The sequence below is a fragment of the Frigoribacterium sp. PhB160 genome (genome assembly GCF_003751785.1).
Classification (GTDB): domain Bacteria; phylum Actinomycetota; class Actinomycetes; order Actinomycetales; family Microbacteriaceae; genus Frigoribacterium.
Window position 1 is genome coordinate 460,206 of the sequence record NZ_RKIE01000002.1, and the last position, 16,365, is coordinate 476,570.

13 protein-coding genes and 1 tRNA gene are annotated in these 16,365 nt (G+C 73.8%); 12 read left to right on the forward strand and 2 right to left on the reverse strand.

Translation table 11 applies throughout. From position 1 onward, the window contains the following. Window positions 1-45: 45 nt before the first annotated feature. The 9 genes from EDF38_RS11145 (at window position 46) to EDF38_RS11185 (ending at window position 8,966) form a co-directional block, all read left to right on the forward strand. On the forward strand, window positions 46-750 hold the full coding sequence (locus tag EDF38_RS11145) for a MazG nucleotide pyrophosphohydrolase domain-containing protein (protein ID WP_158613361.1): 705 nt from the start codon (window positions 46-48) through the stop codon (window positions 748-750). Window positions 751-1,160: 410 nt separating this feature from the next. Beyond that, window positions 1,161-1,748: a TetR/AcrR family transcriptional regulator gene (locus EDF38_RS11150; protein WP_123355482.1), complete on the forward strand. Its 588-nt coding sequence runs from the start codon at window positions 1,161-1,163 to the stop codon at window positions 1,746-1,748. A gap of 332 nt (window positions 1,749-2,080) precedes the next feature. Further along, on the forward strand, window positions 2,081-3,328 hold the full coding sequence (gene hisS / locus EDF38_RS11155; protein ID WP_123355483.1) for a histidine--tRNA ligase: 1,248 nt from the start codon (window positions 2,081-2,083) through the stop codon (window positions 3,326-3,328). A 126-nt stretch (window positions 3,329-3,454) separates the two neighbouring features. Then, a complete protein-coding gene (gene eno, locus EDF38_RS11160; RefSeq protein WP_123355484.1) occupies window positions 3,455-4,735 on the forward strand; it encodes a phosphopyruvate hydratase in 1,281 nt (426 codons plus the stop codon). A 113-nt stretch (window positions 4,736-4,848) separates the two neighbouring features. Continuing rightward, window positions 4,849-5,388: a septum formation initiator family protein gene (locus EDF38_RS11165; RefSeq protein WP_123355485.1), complete on the forward strand. Its 540-nt coding sequence runs from the start codon at window positions 4,849-4,851 to the stop codon at window positions 5,386-5,388. After that, the gene (locus EDF38_RS11170; RefSeq protein ID WP_123355486.1) at window positions 5,385-5,939 is read left to right on the forward strand and encodes a DUF501 domain-containing protein; all 555 of its coding nucleotides are present in this window, start codon (window positions 5,385-5,387) and stop codon (window positions 5,937-5,939) included. Before EDF38_RS11165 ends, EDF38_RS11170 begins: the two co-directional genes overlap by 4 nt. A gap of 5 nt (window positions 5,940-5,944) precedes the next feature. Further along, window positions 5,945-7,204 carry a S8 family serine peptidase gene (locus EDF38_RS11175; RefSeq protein ID WP_233572398.1) on the forward strand — a complete coding sequence of 420 codons (1,260 nt, stop codon included), beginning with the start codon at window positions 5,945-5,947 and terminating at the stop codon, window positions 7,202-7,204. Window positions 7,205-7,243: 39 nt separating this feature from the next. Then, a complete protein-coding gene (locus EDF38_RS11180; RefSeq protein ID WP_123355487.1) occupies window positions 7,244-8,797 on the forward strand; it encodes an NAD(P)/FAD-dependent oxidoreductase in 1,554 nt (517 codons plus the stop codon). 94 nt (window positions 8,798-8,891) lie between these two features. After that, window positions 8,892-8,966, forward strand: a tRNA-Leu gene (locus EDF38_RS11185). Between the two features lie 365 nt (window positions 8,967-9,331). Here EDF38_RS11185 and EDF38_RS11190 read toward each other — a convergent pair. Next, window positions 9,332-11,551, reverse strand: coding sequence for a hypothetical protein (locus EDF38_RS11190; RefSeq protein WP_158613362.1), 2,220 nt, complete (start codon window positions 11,549-11,551; stop codon window positions 9,332-9,334). Between the two features lie 300 nt (window positions 11,552-11,851). On the opposite strand from EDF38_RS11190, the gene EDF38_RS11195 reads away from it, so the two are divergent. Continuing rightward, on the forward strand, window positions 11,852-12,433 hold the full coding sequence (locus EDF38_RS11195; protein WP_370275626.1) for a LemA family protein: 582 nt from the start codon (window positions 11,852-11,854) through the stop codon (window positions 12,431-12,433). On the opposite strand, the gene EDF38_RS11200 is transcribed toward EDF38_RS11195, so the two are convergent. Beyond that, window positions 12,430-13,704 (reverse strand): winged helix-turn-helix domain-containing protein, encoded by a 1,275-nt coding sequence (locus EDF38_RS11200; protein ID WP_123355489.1) that lies wholly within the window; start codon window positions 13,702-13,704, stop codon window positions 12,430-12,432. The two genes, EDF38_RS11195 and EDF38_RS11200, sit on opposite strands and share 4 nt — an antisense overlap. Before the next feature lie 159 nt (window positions 13,705-13,863). Between EDF38_RS11200 and EDF38_RS11205 the strand changes: the two genes are divergently transcribed. Together EDF38_RS11205 and ilvA are read left to right on the forward strand one after the other, a co-directional pair. Next, window positions 13,864-15,060 carry an AI-2E family transporter gene (locus EDF38_RS11205; protein WP_123355490.1) on the forward strand — a complete coding sequence of 399 codons (1,197 nt, stop codon included), beginning with the start codon at window positions 13,864-13,866 and terminating at the stop codon, window positions 15,058-15,060. Beyond that, window positions 15,053-16,291, forward strand: a complete 1,239-nt coding sequence (gene ilvA, locus EDF38_RS11210; protein ID WP_123355491.1) for a threonine ammonia-lyase — start codon at window positions 15,053-15,055, stop codon at window positions 16,289-16,291. Before EDF38_RS11205 ends, ilvA begins: the two co-directional genes overlap by 8 nt. Window positions 16,292-16,365 lie beyond the last annotated feature (74 nt).

The following is a 16,365-nucleotide window of genomic DNA, read 5'->3' on the forward strand; positions in this document are numbered from 1 at the left end:
ATGGTACGGCACCGCACCGGGAGCGGACCGACACGAGGAGGCGCGGTGGACGACGACGCACGAGGCCCCGTCGCGAGACGTGCAGCGGACGAGCTCGCGGGGCTGGTCGGGGTCGTCGAGGCCCTGCTCGCGGAGCGCGGCGGCTGCGAGTGGAACCGGGCGCAGACCCCCGAGTCGCTCGTGCCGTACCTCGTGGAGGAGTCGTTCGAACTGGTCGAGGCCATCGAGGTCGGCTCCGCCGCCGACCGGCGGGAGGAGCTCGGCGACGTGCTCTACCAGGTCGTGCTGCATGCGGCGTTGGCCGCCCGGGAGGACCAGGCGGCCTTCGACCTGGCCGACGTCGTCCGCGACGTCGCCGAGAAGGCCGTTCGCCGGCACCCGCACGTCTTCGGGGGCGAGACCGCGGACGACCTCGGCGACGTCGTCCGCCTCTGGTCGGAGGCCAAACGGGTCGAGAAGTCCTCGCGCCGGAGCGCCTACGACGGCATCGCCGTGGGGTTGCCCGCGCTCGCCCGCGCGGCCAAGATCGACGACCGGCGCGCGGCGGCGGGGCACCTGCCCGTCGGGGACGCCCTGGCCTCCCGCGCAGCGGACGGCGAGCTGGCCTGGGGGCGTTCCGTGCTCGCCGCGATGGACGCCGCGATGGACGCCGCGGGCCCCGAGGGCATCGACGCGGAACGCGCGGTGCGCCGGGCCGTCCGCGAGCGGGAGACCGCGCTGCGAGCCACCGAGAACGGCACCACGGGGTAGCGGAGCGACAGGGCCCAGCTCGGAGAGAAGGGCCGGGGTGCCAGTCGACCCGAACGACTGACACCCCGGCGGATCGCGGCGCCTCACCGACCCGAACGACGAGGCGTCGCCCACGTGCAGCTCGATCGCGCCGGACCTGGGCCAGCAGCGCGGACGAACCGTGATCACGTGTCGTCGGCGACCTAGGCCCTCGAAGGATCAGATCCGGGGGACGCGACCACCGACTCATTAAATGTAGAGGTTCACGTGGTGAAATGTCAACGTCGGTCTTCCAGGATCTCGCCCAGCGGAGCACGCTGCGGGCGACTCGACCTCGCCGGTCGGCCAGCACAGACGTCTGTTATGGTGCGACATGGCTGTCGGTGAGGCGCAGGGCTGTGCCGACTCGTCCGTGCGAAGGAGGGGCTCCGATGCCTCGCAGACCTGATCCGACCCGCAAGCCCGAGCTGCTCGGGCAGATCCTCGAGCACCTCCGCGGTCGCTCCCTCGCCACCGTGTCGTTCCGCACCCTCGCCGAGGCCCTCGGCGTCAGCACCTACGTCTTCGTCTACCACTTCGGCAACCGCGCCCAGCTGATCGGCGAGATCGTCCGCGCCGTCGTCGGGCGCAACGACGCCCTGCTCGAGGTCGACCCCGCCGGTCTCGACGAGGCGGCGTTCTCGAAGCACGTCGGCAAGCTGTGGGCCGAGGCGTCGAGCGAGCGAGGCCGCGACATGCAGCGCCTCGCGTTCGAGGCCGCCTTGCTCGAGGTCGTGGCCGCCGACGACGAGGGCACGGCTCGGGGGGCGGTCTCGCGGTGGCACGAGTTCGTGACGGCGTGGCTGACGTCCCGCGGCGTGCCCGCCGCCCGGGCCAAGACCGAGGCTCGCGCGTTCGTCGACGGCCTGCACGGCCTGCAGTACGACGCTGTCGTCGGCCGCGACGTCAAGCCCGTCTCGACGGCGTTCAAGACCCATCTCGAGTCGTTCGTCTCGAAGGTGCCGACGCTGGCCCGGTAGCAGCACCACTCGAGCACGCCCTCGGTCACGTCTCCGTGCCCCTCCGTCCGTGCCCCTCCGGGGTGCTGGTGTCTCGCCCTCCGTCCCTCGTGTGCCGCCCCGGCGACTGATGGGGTGCGCCGGTGGTGCGGCGGGTCAGCTGCTGGGCAGCTGACCCGCCTCGGCCCCCTCACCGCAGGGAAGGGAGGGCGCCTGCGTCGGCGGCGTGCAACCCGATCCACGACGACGACTCGTTCACGGTACATGGAATGTCACATGGACCACAAGGCCTTCCTCGTGCGGTCTCCGGCACCGGCCGTCGAGGCCGCCCGCGGCTCTGGGATGATGGGCAGATGCCCTCACACGTGACCCCGCCGCGCGGGATGCGAGACTTCCTGCCCGCCGAGAAGCGTCGACGCGAGCGGGTGCTGTCGACGATCCGCGACGTCTACCGGTCGTTCGGCTTCGACGAGATCGAGACCCCGGTCGTCGAGGGCACCGAGTACCTCCACTCCGGCCTCGGCGGCGACAACGAGAAGCAGGTCTTCGCGGTGCTCCGCCGCGGCCTCGACGTCGAGGCGCTGCGCGCGGCCGGCTCGCCCCTCGACCTGGCCGACCTCGGCCTGCGCTTCGACCTCACGGTGCCGCTGGCCCGGTTCTACGCCTCGCACCGCGGCGAGCTGCCGACGGTCTTCCGCGCCGTGCAGGTGGCGCCCGTGTGGCGGGCCGAGAAGCCGCAGAAGGGCCGGTATCGCCAGTTCGTCCAGTGCGACATCGACATCCTCGGCGAGGCCGGGCCCCTGGCCGAGATCGAGCTGATCTCGGCCACCACGGCGGTCCTCGCGCAGCTCGGCCTGACCGAGACGACCATCCGCGTCAACGACCGCCGCGTGCTCCTCGGCGTCCTGGCGCACTGGGGCGTGCCCGCCGAGCTGACCGACCGGGCCCTCGTCGAGCTCGACAAGCTCGACAAGATCGGGGTCGAGGGCGTCGTCGCCCAGCTCGCCGCCCTCGGCGTCGAGGGCGGCGACCTGGCGGCGCAGCTGGGGCAGCTGGGGGAGGCGACCTGGCAGTCGGTGACCGACGCCGCGCCTCCGGCCTGGCTCGACCGCGAGGCGTTCGGCGACCTGCTCGCCCTCCGGGCGGCCCTCCCCACGGCGACCCTGGTCTTCGACCCGACCCTGGTGCGCGGCATGGGCTACTACACCGGCACGATCTTCGAGGTGGCGCACCCCGACTTCGCCTACTCGCTGGGCGGCGGCGGGCGGTACGACGGCATGATCGGCCGCTTCCTCGGCACCGACGTGCCGGCGGCGGGATTCTCGCTGGGCTTCGAGCGCATCGTCGACCTGGTCGAGCTCGGCGAGCACGACGACGACGGGCTCGCGCTCGTCCACGACCGGGGCGTTCCCGCGGTCGAGCTCGTCTCGCTCCAGCGCGAGCTGCTGGCCGCGGGAGAGTCGCGGGTGCGTCTCGTGAAGCGGGCCAAGAACCTCTCGAACCAGCTCGACGGGCTCGCCGCCGCCGGCTTCCGCCGCTTCGCGAGCGTCCGCGGCGGCGAGGCGGCCGCCGACCTCTCGATCCGTCCCGTCGGCGACTGACCCGCCGCGGGGCGGACGGCCGGCGGGCCCCGGGGGCCCGCCTCGCGACGAGGGCCGGAGGCGCGGCTAGGATCGACCCTGGACCTCGCGTCCCGAAGACCTGACGACTACTGAAGGAGTTCACCCGTGGCAGCAATCGACGCCGTAGGCGCCCGTGAGATCCTCGACTCGAGGGGCAACCCCACGGTCGAGGTCGAGGTCCTGCTCGACGACGGGACGGTGTCGCGAGCGGCAGTCCCGTCGGGAGCATCGACCGGAGCGTTCGAGGCCTACGAGCTCCGTGACGGAGACGAGAGCCGCTACCTCGGCAAGGGCGTGCTCAAGGCCGTCGCCGCGGTCATCGACGAGATCGGCCCCGAGGTCGAGGGCCTCGACGCCACCGACCAGCGCCTCGTCGACGCCGCCATGATCGAGCTCGACGGCACCGAGAACAAGTCGCGCCTCGGCGCCAACGCCATCCTGGGCGTCTCGCTGGCCGTGGCCCGCGCCGCCGCCGACTCGGCCGACCTGCCGCTCTTCCGCTACCTCGGCGGCCCGAACGCGCACACGCTGCCCGTTCCGATGCTCAACGTCATCAACGGCGGCTCGCACGCCGACAGCAACGTCGACATCCAGGAGTTCATGATCCTGCCGATCGGCGCCACGTCGTTCGCCGACGCGCTCCGCTGGGGCGCCGAGACCTACCACGCCCTGAAGAGCGAGCTGAAGTCGAAGGGCCTCTCGACCGGCCTCGGCGACGAGGGCGGCTTCGCGCCGAACCTCGACAGCAACCGCGCCGCGCTCGACCTGCTGGTCGAGGCCATCACCAAGGCCGGCTTCACCCCGGGCAAGGACATCGCGCTCGGCCTCGACGTCGCGTCGAGCGAGTTCTACTCCGACGGCTCGTACACCTTCGAGGGCGAGAAGCGCGACTCCGCCTTCCTCGCCGGCTACTACGCCGACCTCGTCTCGGCCTACCCGCTGGTCACCATCGAGGACCCGCTCGACGAGGACGACTGGGAGGGCTGGGCGCACCTGACCAGCGAGATCGGCTCGAAGACGCAGATCGTCGGCGACGACCTCTTCGTCACGAACCCCGAGCGGCTCGCCCGCGGCATCGCGGCCGGCGCCGGCAACTCGATCCTCGTCAAGGTCAACCAGATCGGCACCCTCACCGAGTCGCTCGACGCCGTCTCGCTGGCACAGCGCAGCGGCTACACGACCGTCCTGTCGCACCGCTCGGGCGAGACGGAGGACACGACGATCGCCGACCTCGCCGTCGCGACCGACGCCGGCCAGATCAAGACCGGTGCCCCGGCCCGCAGCGAGCGCGTGGCGAAGTACAACCAGCTCCTCCGCATCGAGGAGGAGCTCGGCGACGCCGCCGTGTACGCCGGCCACTCGGCCTTCCCGCGGTTCTCCGCGTAGGCAGCGCCCCGCCGGCCCCGCCGGCGCATGAGAGGCCCGCTCCCCCTCCGGGGGAGCGGGCCTCTCGGCGTTCCGTGACCGCGGTGTCGGATGCGTCGTCTACCCTCGGGTGCATGCCTCGCGAGTCCCAGAACCGACGTGTGCCGGTGACGCTCCCGGCGACCGAGACCGTGACCGGCGGGTGGCTCCGCAGCCTCCGCTTCTCCGGCTTCAGCCTGCTCATGCTCGTGATCCTCGTGCTGTTCGTCGTCGTGCTCGCGCCGTCGCTCAAGACCCTGATCCAGCAGCAGCAGCAGATCGCCGCCCTGCAGGACGAGGTCGTCGACCAGCAGGACGACGTCGACGCCCTCCAGGGCGACGTCGCGCGCTGGAGCGACCCGGCCTACATCGAGGCACAGGCCCGAGACCGACTGCTCTACGTCTACCCCGGCGAGTACAGCTACCTCGTGATGGGCGACAGCGCCGACGACGCCGGCCCCGGTGCCGCGCCGATCAGCGACACGCTCCAGATGCCGCAGGTCGACTGGGTCGCGGCGATGACGTCGTCCGTCCTCGACGCCGGCCTCAGCGACGCCCCCGCGACCGAGCTGGTCGCCCCCGACATCAGCGGCGCCCCGGTGCCGTCCTCCTCCCCGACAGGCGGCACCCCGTGACGACCCCTCCCTTCGACCCCGTCTCCGACGACGACGTCCGCATCGTCACCGCGCAGCTGGGCCGCCCCGCTCGCGACGTCATCGGCATCGCCGCCCGCTGCGTGTGCGGCTCGCCGACCGTCGTGTCGACGAAGCCCCGGCTCGGCGACGGCACGCCCTTCCCGACGCTCTACTACCTGTGCCACCCGGGGGCCACGGCGGCCGTGTCGACCCTCGAGGCGACCGGCGTCATGGCCGAGCTGACCGACCAGCTCGCCGCCGACGACGAGCTCCGTGCCGGCTACCACCGCGCCCACGAGGCCTACCTCGACGATCGCGAGGGCGTCGAGCACGTCGACGAGATCGCGCACGTGACCGCGGGCGGCATGCCCGAGCGCGTCAAGTGCCTCCACGCGCTGGTCGGGCACTCGCTGGCGGCCGGCCCCGGGGTGAACCCCGTGGGCGACCTCGCCCTGGCCCGCGCGGCCTGGAGCCCCGACGTGTGCCGGTGCCCCGACTGGCTGGCGGGCGACGCCGACGACGCGACCCGCGCCTCCGGCCGGGTCTCCTGAGCGGCGTGGGGCGCGGTCGCGCGACGGTCGCCGCGGGCGCCACCGCCCTCGCGGCGCTCGCGCTGGTCGTCGTGCCCGGCGTGCCCGCGTCGGCCGACGCCATCCGCGACCAGCAGTACTGGCTCGCCGACTACGGCATCGAGCAGGCCTGGCAGACCACGCGCGGGGCGGGGGTCACCGTCGCCGTCATCGACACCGGCGTCGACGGGTCCGTGCGCGAGCTGCAGGGCGCCGTCGTGGGAGGCACGGACGTCAGCGGGGTCGGCGCCGCCGACGGGCAGACCCCGGTGGGCACGGACGACCCGGCGCACGGCACCCTCGTCGGATCGATGCTCGCCGGGCGCGGCACCGGCTCGGGGGAGGGCGTCGTCGGCGTCGCGCCCGAGGCGTCGCTGCTGTCGGTCTCCGTGGGCTTCGGCACCGCGGCGGTCGACTCGGACACGCAGATCGCCGAGGCGGTCCGCTGGGCGGTCGACAACGGGGCCGACGTCATCAACATGTCGCTGACGCGCAACACGCTCGACTGGCCGACGAGCTGGGACGACGCGTTCCTCTACGCGATGCAGAACGACGTCGTCGTGGTCGCCGCCGCCGGCAACCGGGGCAGCGGCACGACCGAGGTCGGCGCGCCGGCGACGATGCCGGGAGTGCTCACCGTGGCCGGGGTCGACCGGTCGGGGACCGCGAGCTTCGACGCCTCGAGCCAGGGCATCTCCATCGGCGTCGCGGCGCCCAGCGAGGGGCTCGTGGGCGTCGGGCCCGGCGACGTGCACTACAGCTGGAACGGCACGAGCGGCGCCACGCCCCTCGTCGCCGGCATCGTGGCGCTGGTCCGCAGCGCGCACCCCGAGCTCGACGCCGACGACGTCATCAACCGCGTCGTCTCCACGGCGACGCCGAAGGGCTCGTCGCGTCCCGACCCGCTCTACGGCTACGGGCTCGTCGACGCCGCCGCGGCGGTCACGCGGGCCGTGCCGTCGGTGTCGGCGAACCCGATGGGCGACCTGCAGGCGTGGATCACCCTGCACCGTCGAGCAGCCGCCCCCGAGCCCTCGGCCGCGGCGTCGGTGCTGCCCGAGGGCCCGGCCCCGGTGCCCACGCCCGAGACGCGCGAGGGCGAGCGGCTCTCCGCGCTGCTGCCGACCGTCGAGACGATGAGGTCGACGGGCATCCCGCTGATCGTGTTCGGCGTCTTCGGGGGCGCTATGGTCGTGATCGCGGTCGGTGCAGCCCGTCAGTTCAGGCGACGGCACGACCGAGGGTAAAGTCGTCGCGACAACCCCACCACAAGGAGATCGTTCACCGTGCCCAGAATCCTGATCGTCGGCGGCGGCTACGCCGGTTTCTACACCGCCTGGAAGCTCGAGAAGTGGCTGCGCGCGGGCGAGGCCGAGGTCACCGTGGTGGACCCGCTGCCCTACATGACGTACCAGCCCTTCCTCCCCGAGGTCGCCGCGGGGTCGATCGAGCCGCGTCACGCCGTCGTCTCGCTCCGTCGCCACCTCAAGAAGACGACCGTCGTCACGGCCGCCGTCACCAAGGTCGACCACGCGACGAAGACCGCGACCATCACGCCCGCCGTCGGCGACGCCTGGACGATGGAGTACGACCAGGTCGTCATGACCGCCGGCGCCGTCTCGCGCACCTTCCCGATCCCCGGCGTAGCCGACGAGGCCATCGGCCTCAAGACCATCGAGGAGGCCGCGGCGATCCGCGACAAGCTCCTCACGAACTTCGCCGCGGCCGCGAACCTGCCCGCGGGCCCGCAGCGCGACCGCCTGCTGACCGTCACGGTCGTCGGCGGCGGCTTCGCCGGCATCGAGATCTTCGCCGAGCTGCGCAGCTTCGCCAGCGACCTGCTCAAGAAGTACCCGACTCTGACGATCGACGACACGCACTTCCACCTCGTCGAGGCGATGGGCCGCATCATGCCCGAGGTGTCGCTCGAGACCAGCCACTGGGTGCTGAAGAACCTGGCCGAGCGCCAGGCGACCGTCCACCTCGACACGCAGCTCAAGTCCGCCGTGGGCGGTCTCATCGAGCTGTCGACGGGCGAGTCGTTCGAGTCCGACCTCATCGTCTGGACGGCCGGCGTCATGGCCAACCCCATGGTCCGCTCGACCGACTTCCCCCTCGAGGAGCGCGGCCGGATCACCGTCCGTCCCGACCTGCGCATCGTCGACGGCGAGACCGTCGTCCCCGACGCCTGGGCCTGCGGCGACGTCGCAGCCACTCCCGACCTCACCGGCAAGGGCGTCGGCGGCATGTGCGTCCCGAACGCGCAGCACGCCGTGCGCATGGGCAAGCAGCTCGCCAAGAACATCACCGCGTCGCTGCGCGGCGAGAGCACGACCGACTACAAGCACGAGAACCTCGGCGCCGTCGCGGGCCTCGGCATCGGCACCGGCGTCTTCCAGAGCGGCAAGATCGTGCTCAAGGGCTTCCCGGCCTGGGCCGCCCACCGTGGCTACCACGGCATGGCGATGCCGTCGTTCGAGCGCAAGTTCCGGGTCGTCACCGGCTGGTGGAACAACATGTGGCTCGGTCGCGACATCGTCTCGCTCGACGACCGCGAGAAGCCCCGTGCGGCCTTCGAGAAGTTCGCGTCGCGCCCCAAGCCGCCCGTCGCCGAGGCTGCACCGGCTGCAGCCCCCGCGCCCGAGATCGGCCAGCCCGCCGGCGAGCCGGGACCGGCCTACGCGAACCCCGTCGACGACGAGGGCGCGAAGGCCGAGGGCGACGCGGCCTCGAAGCCCGCTCGCAAGGCCCCTGCGCGCAAGCGCGCGACGACGACGAAGGCCCAGGAGGCGCCCGTCGACGAGAAGGCCCCCGCCGCCGACAAGGCGACCGCCGAGTAACGTCCCGACCCCACCACGACGACGCCCGTCCGCTGCCTCAGCGGGCGGGCGTCGTCGTGCGCCGAGGGGGCGCTTCTCGTAGGCTGACCGGGGCGCCCCCGTGGCCCAAATGGATAGAGGCAAGCGACTTAAAATCGCTGAGATCAGGGTTCGAGTCCCTGCGGGGGCACTCCGGACGCCAGGGCACTCCGGACGCCAGGGCACTCCGGACGCCAGGGCGTCCTCCGGCCCCCACAGGGACTCGAACCCGAGCGGCTCGACGATGCTTCGCCTCGTCCCCATGCGGGGGCACTCCGGACGCCACAGGGCGTCCTCCGGCCCCCACAGGGACTCGAACCCGAGCGGCCCGAGGATGCTTCGCCTCGTCCCCGTGCGGGGGCACTCCGGACGCCAGGGCACTCCGGACGCCAGGGCACTCCGGACGCCAGGGCGTCCTCCGGCCCCCACAGGGACTCGAACCCGAGCGGCCCGACGATGCTTCGCCTCGTCCCCGTGCGGGGGCACGGCGGCACGACAGTCGTCAGCGAGGCAGGGCTAGGCGTCGTCGCGGGCCGGCTCCACGACCCGCACCCACAGCCACGCCGCCACGGCGGCGAGTGCCCCCACCAGGCACGCGGCGAGCAGCGTCGGCAGCGGGAAGGCCGAGGCCGGGTCGCCGATGAACACGACCGCCGCGACCGTGACGCCCACGACGGCGACCCCGACCAGCGTGACGGGAGACCAGCCCCACACGCGCCGGCCGGGCAGGGGCCCGACCGGCAGCAGCGCGACGACGAGCGAGCCGAGCCCCGCGAGGCACACCGTGGCGAGCGTCTCTCGGCCGAGCTGCGCCCAGAAGCCCGAGCCCGCGACGAGCCCGTGCACGATCCAGGCGGCGAACGGCAGGGCGATGAGCGCGGCGAGCTGAGCCAGGGCGGCGATGCCCTGCTCGCGGGCGGCAGGCTCGTCCGTCGGTCGCGCCAGATCAGCGGTCGAGTGCGACGGGTGGCGTGCGTCGGCGTCGGTCGTCGCGGCGACCGTGAGCGTGCCCACGAGCAGGGCCCCGAGCACCAGCGGAGGATCGAGCGAGAGGAGGCGCGTGGCCGTGCACGCGACGACGGCCGCCAGCAGCAGCCCCGGCGACACGCGCACCCGCACGGCGCGGCCGAGGCGCTTCGCGACGAGCACGGTCGGCAGGACGACCGCGAGGCCGTTGAGGAGGATGAGCCCGAGGGCGATGCCCGCGAACAGCCGGGCGTACTGCACCTGGTCGTCGACGCCGGCGGCGAGGGCGGTGACGGCCGCGCCCGCGACGATCGTGGCGCCCACGGCCACGCGGAGGTCGATCGTGCCGCCGCTGAAGGAGGTCGGCAGCTCGACCCCGCGGTTCCGACCGGTGATCACGGCGCCGGGCGACCGACGCCCGCGGCCCCGGACGGCACCAGCGGCGAGGCGCGCCGGTCCCACGACGAGCGCGACGAAGGCCAGGCCGACGAGCGCCGCCAGCGGCCAGGACGGGCCGCCCAGGGTCTGCGAGAGCGTCGGCAGGTCACGACCGAAGGTCGTGGCCGTGGCCCAGCCGCCCTCGGTCCCGCCGCCGGTGGACGGGACGCCTCCCGCGCCTCCTGCCCCGTGGTCGCCCCCGTCGTCGGAGGGGGCGCCGGGCACGCCCGGAGCGGCGGTGGCGCTCGGGCCGGGCTCGACGGGCGCGGTGGGCCCGGGGGTCGGTCGCGGAGGCGGCGTGGCGGACGGGGACCGGGTCGGCGAGGGCGTCGGGCCCGACACGGGAGGCGCGGCGGACGCGGTCGCTCCGCCCACGGTCACCGAGAAGGCCGCCGACGGCGGGCCGAAGTTGCCCGCCGCGTCGACGAGGGACGCCTGCACGACGCGACTGCCGGTCGGGAAGGTCGAGCCCTCCGAGCGGCACGACCACCGACCGGAGACGACGGTGGACTGGCAGACGGGGGAGCTGTCGACGTAGACCGTGGCTCGGGCGCCCTCGTCGCCGGTCCCTGCGAACGTGACGGGCTGGGTCGTGACCCGCTGACCGGGCGAGGGGCTGACGACGACCGGTGCCGCCGGGGCGGCCCGGTCGATCTGCACCGAGACCCGGGCCGAGGCGGCCGACGTGGGGACGGCGGGCACCGCGCTCGACGACTGGCTGGCCGTCATGGTCGGGCTGCCCGTGGGGAAGGCGTCGGCCGGGAGGACGGCGACCCAGGAGCCGTCGGCGGCGGCGGTCGTGGTCGCCCGGGCGCCGGCGGAGCTCGTGACGGTCACCGTCGCGCCGGGGAAGGCGGTGCCGGTGAGCTTCGCCCCGACGAGGAGGCCGCCGTCGACGGTCGGCGGCGCGAGCACGGAGAAGGCGGATGAGGAGACGTCGGCGAGGTCGGGGTGGTCGAGGTCGCGCACGACGGCCGTCCAGTCGGCACCGCTCGGGACGGCGGCCCGGCAGCTCCACCGCCCGTCGACGCCCGTGACGACGCCGTCGCAGAGGGCGCGGTAGCTGCCGTCGCCGGTGAGGGCGACCTTGACCCGGGCGCCGGGCTGCGCGGTGCCCCCGACGCTGACCGTGCCGGTGGCGCTGTCGGCGACACGGGCGACGGTCGGCTCGGCGACGGTCGGGTCGGGCGTGGGGGAGGGGGCGCCGAGGGCGGGCGACGGCGTGGGCGTCGGCGCGCCCGCGGCGGAGGCGGCGAGGGCGCCGCCGGAGGCCGCGAGGACGAGGGCGAGCACGACCGCGGCGACGGCGTGGGCCGATCGGCGTGCCGTCACGGCGCGCCGACCCGCGCGACCGGCGGCGGAGGCCGAGGACCGCGACGGGGGCAGGGTCAGGAGATCGAGCACTGTCACCCATTCAGCACGGTCGCGGGGGACAAGTCAATCGGTTGCGCGGACGATGTCCGCCTCGGTCGCCCGGCGGGCGGGCGTCGGCCGGCTGCGAGAACACCCAGTCACCGCCAAGGTGCCACCCGGCACATTTATAGTGTCCCTCGGACCGAGACGACCCGACGACGTCCCCTGAGCGGCCGTGCGGCCGGGGTCGACGGTCAGATCCCCAAGGAGTCCCACGCCATGCAACCGGCCCTCATCAACGCCCTCATCGTCGTCGGCATCGTCGTCGTGGTGGCCGTCATCGTCGGAGCCGTCCTCTGGTCGGCCCGCAAGTCGCTCGCCGGTCGGGCGCACCGGGTCGACGAGTCCTGGCAGCGCATCGAGGCGCAGCTGAGGCGACGGGCCGAGCTCGTCCCGCGCATCGTCGAGGCCGTCGAGGGCTACGCCGGGCACGAGAAGGCGGCCTTCCAGCAGGTCGTCGTCGCCCGTGACGAGACCGTCGCCGCCCGCACGCCCGCCGAGGCCTCGGCGGCCGAGGCGCACATGCAGACCTCGTTGAAGGCCGTCTTCGCCGTGGCCGACTCCTTCCCCCAGCTGCAGGCGAGCCAGTCCTTCCTCGCGCTGCAGACCGAGCTCGTCGACTCGGAGGACGCCCTGCAGGGCGCCCGGCGCTCCTACAACGGCGGGGTCCGCGAGTTCAACACGAAGCGTCGCTCTTTCCCGGGGTCGGTCTACGCCCGCAAGTCGCAGTTCGCCGAGCGTGACTTCTTCGAGGTCTCCGAGCCGTCGTCGATCGCCGAGCCGCCGCGGGTGCAGTTCTAGTCGTCCGCGCCAGCGGGCTCGACCTCGTCGTCCGGGTCTGACCCCGGCCCCGACGACCCCGGCCCCGGCCCCGCGCTCGCCCGGACCGCCGGGGCCAGCTCGTCGGCGAGGTCGCCACGACCCACCACCTCGACGCGGTCGAGGCCCTGCCAGGCCGCGGCGCGGTCGAGCAGGCCGGCCAGGCGGTCGACGTCGACCGGCAGGTCGCGCTCGTGCCACGACGCCTGGACCCTCAGCACCCCGGCCTGGCGGTCGCTCTTGAGGTCGACGCGGGCGACGAGCTGGTCGTCCTGCAGCACCGGCAGAACGTAGTAGCCGTGCACCCGCTTCGGGGCCGGGGTGTAGATCTCGATCCGGTAGCGGAACCCGAAGAGGCGTTCGGCCCGCGGGCGGTACCAGACGACGGGGTCGAACGGCGAGAGGAGGGCGTCGGCCCGCACCGAGCGCGGCACCGCCGCGTCCCGGTGGAGCCAGGCGGCCGCCGACCAGCCGGGCACGGTGACGGGGACGACGACGCCCTGGTCGCGCAGCTCGGCGAGGGCCGGTCCGACGTCGACGGCCTTGAGGCGGAAGTAGTCGGCGAGGTCGGAGGCGGTGCCCACCCCGTGCGCCCGGGCCGCATGGGCCACCAGCTGCACGTGCGCGTCGTGGCGACCGATCTCGACGTCGAGCACCTCGCGCGGCAGGACCTGCTCGGGCAGCGCGTAGACGCGCTCGAAGCGGCGTCGCCCCGCGCTGACGACGTCGCCGACGCGGAAGAGCGACTCGAGGCCGCGCTTCACGTCGCTCCAGCCCCACCAGGGCCCGGTGCGGACGTTCGCGTCGTGCTCGACGAGGCTCGCGGGCTGGGGGCCCTTCTCCCTCAGCTCGTCGAGGAGCCAGCGAGCCATGCGGGGGTTGGCCGCCAGCCAGGAGCCGTCGTCGGCGTGGGCCCGCCGTCGGTGGTCGTCCATGCGCCAGCGGAGCAGCGGCCAGCTCGAGACGGGCACGAGCGCCGCCTCGTGGGCCCAGTACTCGACGTACCGGCCCGGGGGAGCCAGGGTCAGCCGGTCGAGGGCCCCGCGGTCGTACTCGCCGAGGCGCGCGAAGACGGGCAGGTAGTGGCTGCGCTCGAACACGTTCACCGAGTCGATCTGCAGCAGGCCGAGCCGGTCGACCAGGCCGTTCAGCTGGCGCGTGCCCACGGTGCCGGCGACAGCGGCACGGCCGAGCCCCTGGGCCGTCAGCGCGACGCGTCGCGCCTGGGCGGGGGAGAGGCTGTCACGGGGCACGGGACGACCCTAGCGACGGCCACCGACAGGCGGGGCCGACCCGCGCCTCCCCGGCCGTCGCCGCCGACGCCGGACCGCCGCCGCCGGCGACGAGGCACATGCCCCGGGAGGCATGCGAGGGCGGGCGTCACACCCCGCGCGGCCACTTACACTGAGCGCATGATCCGGCTCCGGAGGCCCTCGCGCGACCGCGCCGCCGTCGTCGACCCCGCGTCGTCCCCGCCCGGCCCCGAGGGCCTCCCGGCACCCGCCGCCGACCCTGCCGTCCCACGCGGCATGCTGATCGCGGGCGCCTGGTCGTGGCGCCTGCTGGCGGTCGTCGGGGTGCTCGCCGTCTTCGTCTGGCTGGTCATCCAGCTGCGCATCATTGTGATCCCGTTCATGGTCGCGCTGCTCGTGTCGGCCTTGCTCGTGCCCCTGTCGTCGTGGCTGCAGCGCCACGGCTGGCCGCGCTGGCTCGCCGTCGTCGTGAGCCTCGTCGGCTTCGTGGTGGTCGTCGTCGGGCTCCTGTACCTCGTCGTCCTGCAGATCATCGACGGCTGGCCGGCGCTCCGCGACCGGTCGGTGGCCTCGTACGTCGAGCTCAAGGACGTCCTCCTCGCCTCCCCGCTCCACCTCACCGAGGCGCAGCTCAACGGCTACCTCGGCGACGCCGTGGCGGCCCTGCAGCAGGACAGCCAGCCCCTCCTCCGCGGCGCGCTGTCGGTCGGGGCGACGGCGGGCCACGTCGGCGCGGGCCTGGTGCTCGTGCTGTTCTCGACGATCTTCATCCTCGTCGGCGGGCGCGACATCTGGGCCTGGGTCGTCCGCATCTTCCCGCGCCGGGCGCGCACCGCGGTCGACGGGGCCGGTCGAGCCGGGTGGCTGACGCTCACGAACTTCGTCAAGGTGCAGATCCTCGTCGCCGCCGTCGACGCGGTCGGCATCGGCCTCGGCGCGCTCTTCCTGGGCCTGCCGCTGGTCGCGCCGATCGCGATCGCCGTCTTCCTCGGCTCGTTCGTGCCGGTCGTCGGCGCCGTGGCCACGGGCACGATCGCCGTGGTCGTCGCGCTCGTCTACGACGGCTGGGTCGTCGCCCTGCTCATGCTCGCCGTCGTGATCGTCGTGCAGCAGATCGAGGGCCACGTCCTGCAGCCGTTCGTCATGGGCGGTGCCGTCAAGGTCCACCCCCTCGGGGTCGTCTTCGCCGTCGCGGCGGGCGCCCTGCTCGCCGGCATCCCCGGCGCCCTCTTCGCCGTGCCCGTCGTCGCCGTGCTGAACGTCATGGTCGGCTACGTCGCGAGCGGCCGCTGGCGCGACCTGCCGCGCCCCGCCGGGCCCGACGCCCCCTCCCCGAGAAAGGCCGCCGATGTCTGAGACCACGCTCGCCGGACCCACCCTGGCCGAGATCGAGGAGGCGCGGGGCCGCGTCTCGAAGGTCGCCCGCGTCACCCCGATGGAGAGCTCCCGCTTCCTGGCCGACGTGCTGGGCTCGCCGGTGTACCTCAAGTGCGAGAACCTGCAGCGCACGGGCTCGTACAAGATCCGGGGCGCGTACAACCGGCTGACGCAGCTGACGGCGGAGGAGCGCGCGCACGGCGTCGTCGCGGCGTCGGCGGGCAACCACGCGCAGGGCGTCGCCTTCGCCGCCCGTGAGCTCGGCATCGCCGCGACCATCTTCATGCCGGTCGGGGTCGCGCTGCCGAAGCTGCAGGCGACCCGCGACTACGGCGCCGACGTCGTGCTGAGCGGACACGCGGTCGAGCAGTCGCTCGTGGCCGCGAAGGAGTTCGCGGCGTCGACGGGCGCCGTCTTCATCCCGCCGTTCGACCACCCCGACGTCGTCGCGGGGCAGGGGACGGTCGGCCTCGAGATCCTCGAGCAGGTGCCCGACGTCGACACGGTCATCGTGCCGATCGGCGGCGGCGGCCTCATCTCGGGCGTCGCGAGCGCCCTGAAGCAGTCGTCGGCGATCACGGGCAAGAAGATCCGCGTGATCGGGGTCCAGGCCGTGAACGCCGCGCCCTACGCCGTCTCGATGAAGCGCGGCATCCGCACCGACATCGAGGCCCTGCCGACGATCGCCGACGGCATCGCGGTCGCCAAGCCGGGCGTGCTCAACTTCGAGATCGTCCGCGAGACGGTCGACGAGGTCGTCACGGTCGGCGACGACGACACCGCGCGGGCGATGCTCGTCATGCTCGAGCGGGCCAAGCTCGTCGTCGAGGCGGCGGGGGCGGTCGGCGTCGCGGCGGTGCTGACCGAGCAGGTCCGCGACCTGGGGACGACCGTCGTCGTGCTGAGCGGGGGCAACATCGACCCGCTGATGATGGAGCGCATCATCGGGCGCGGCCTCGCCGCCGCCGACCGGTACCTCAAGCTGCGCGTCGGGCTGCCCGACCGGCCGGGGCAGCTCACCCGGGTCTCCGAGATCTTGTCCGACGCCAACGCGAACGTGGTCGAGGTGCTGCACACACGGCACGGCAGGGGGCTGCAGATCAGCGAGGTCGAGCTCGAGATCAGCGTCGAGACCCGCGGGCCGGACCACGTCGAGGAGGTCCTGCAGCGCCTCCGCGACGCGGGCTTCCAGCCGAACGTCGACTTCTGAGCCGCCGCCGCACCACGACAGGGGCCCCCGTCCGATCGGACGGGGGCTCCTGTCGTGCTCGCGGCGGCCGTGGC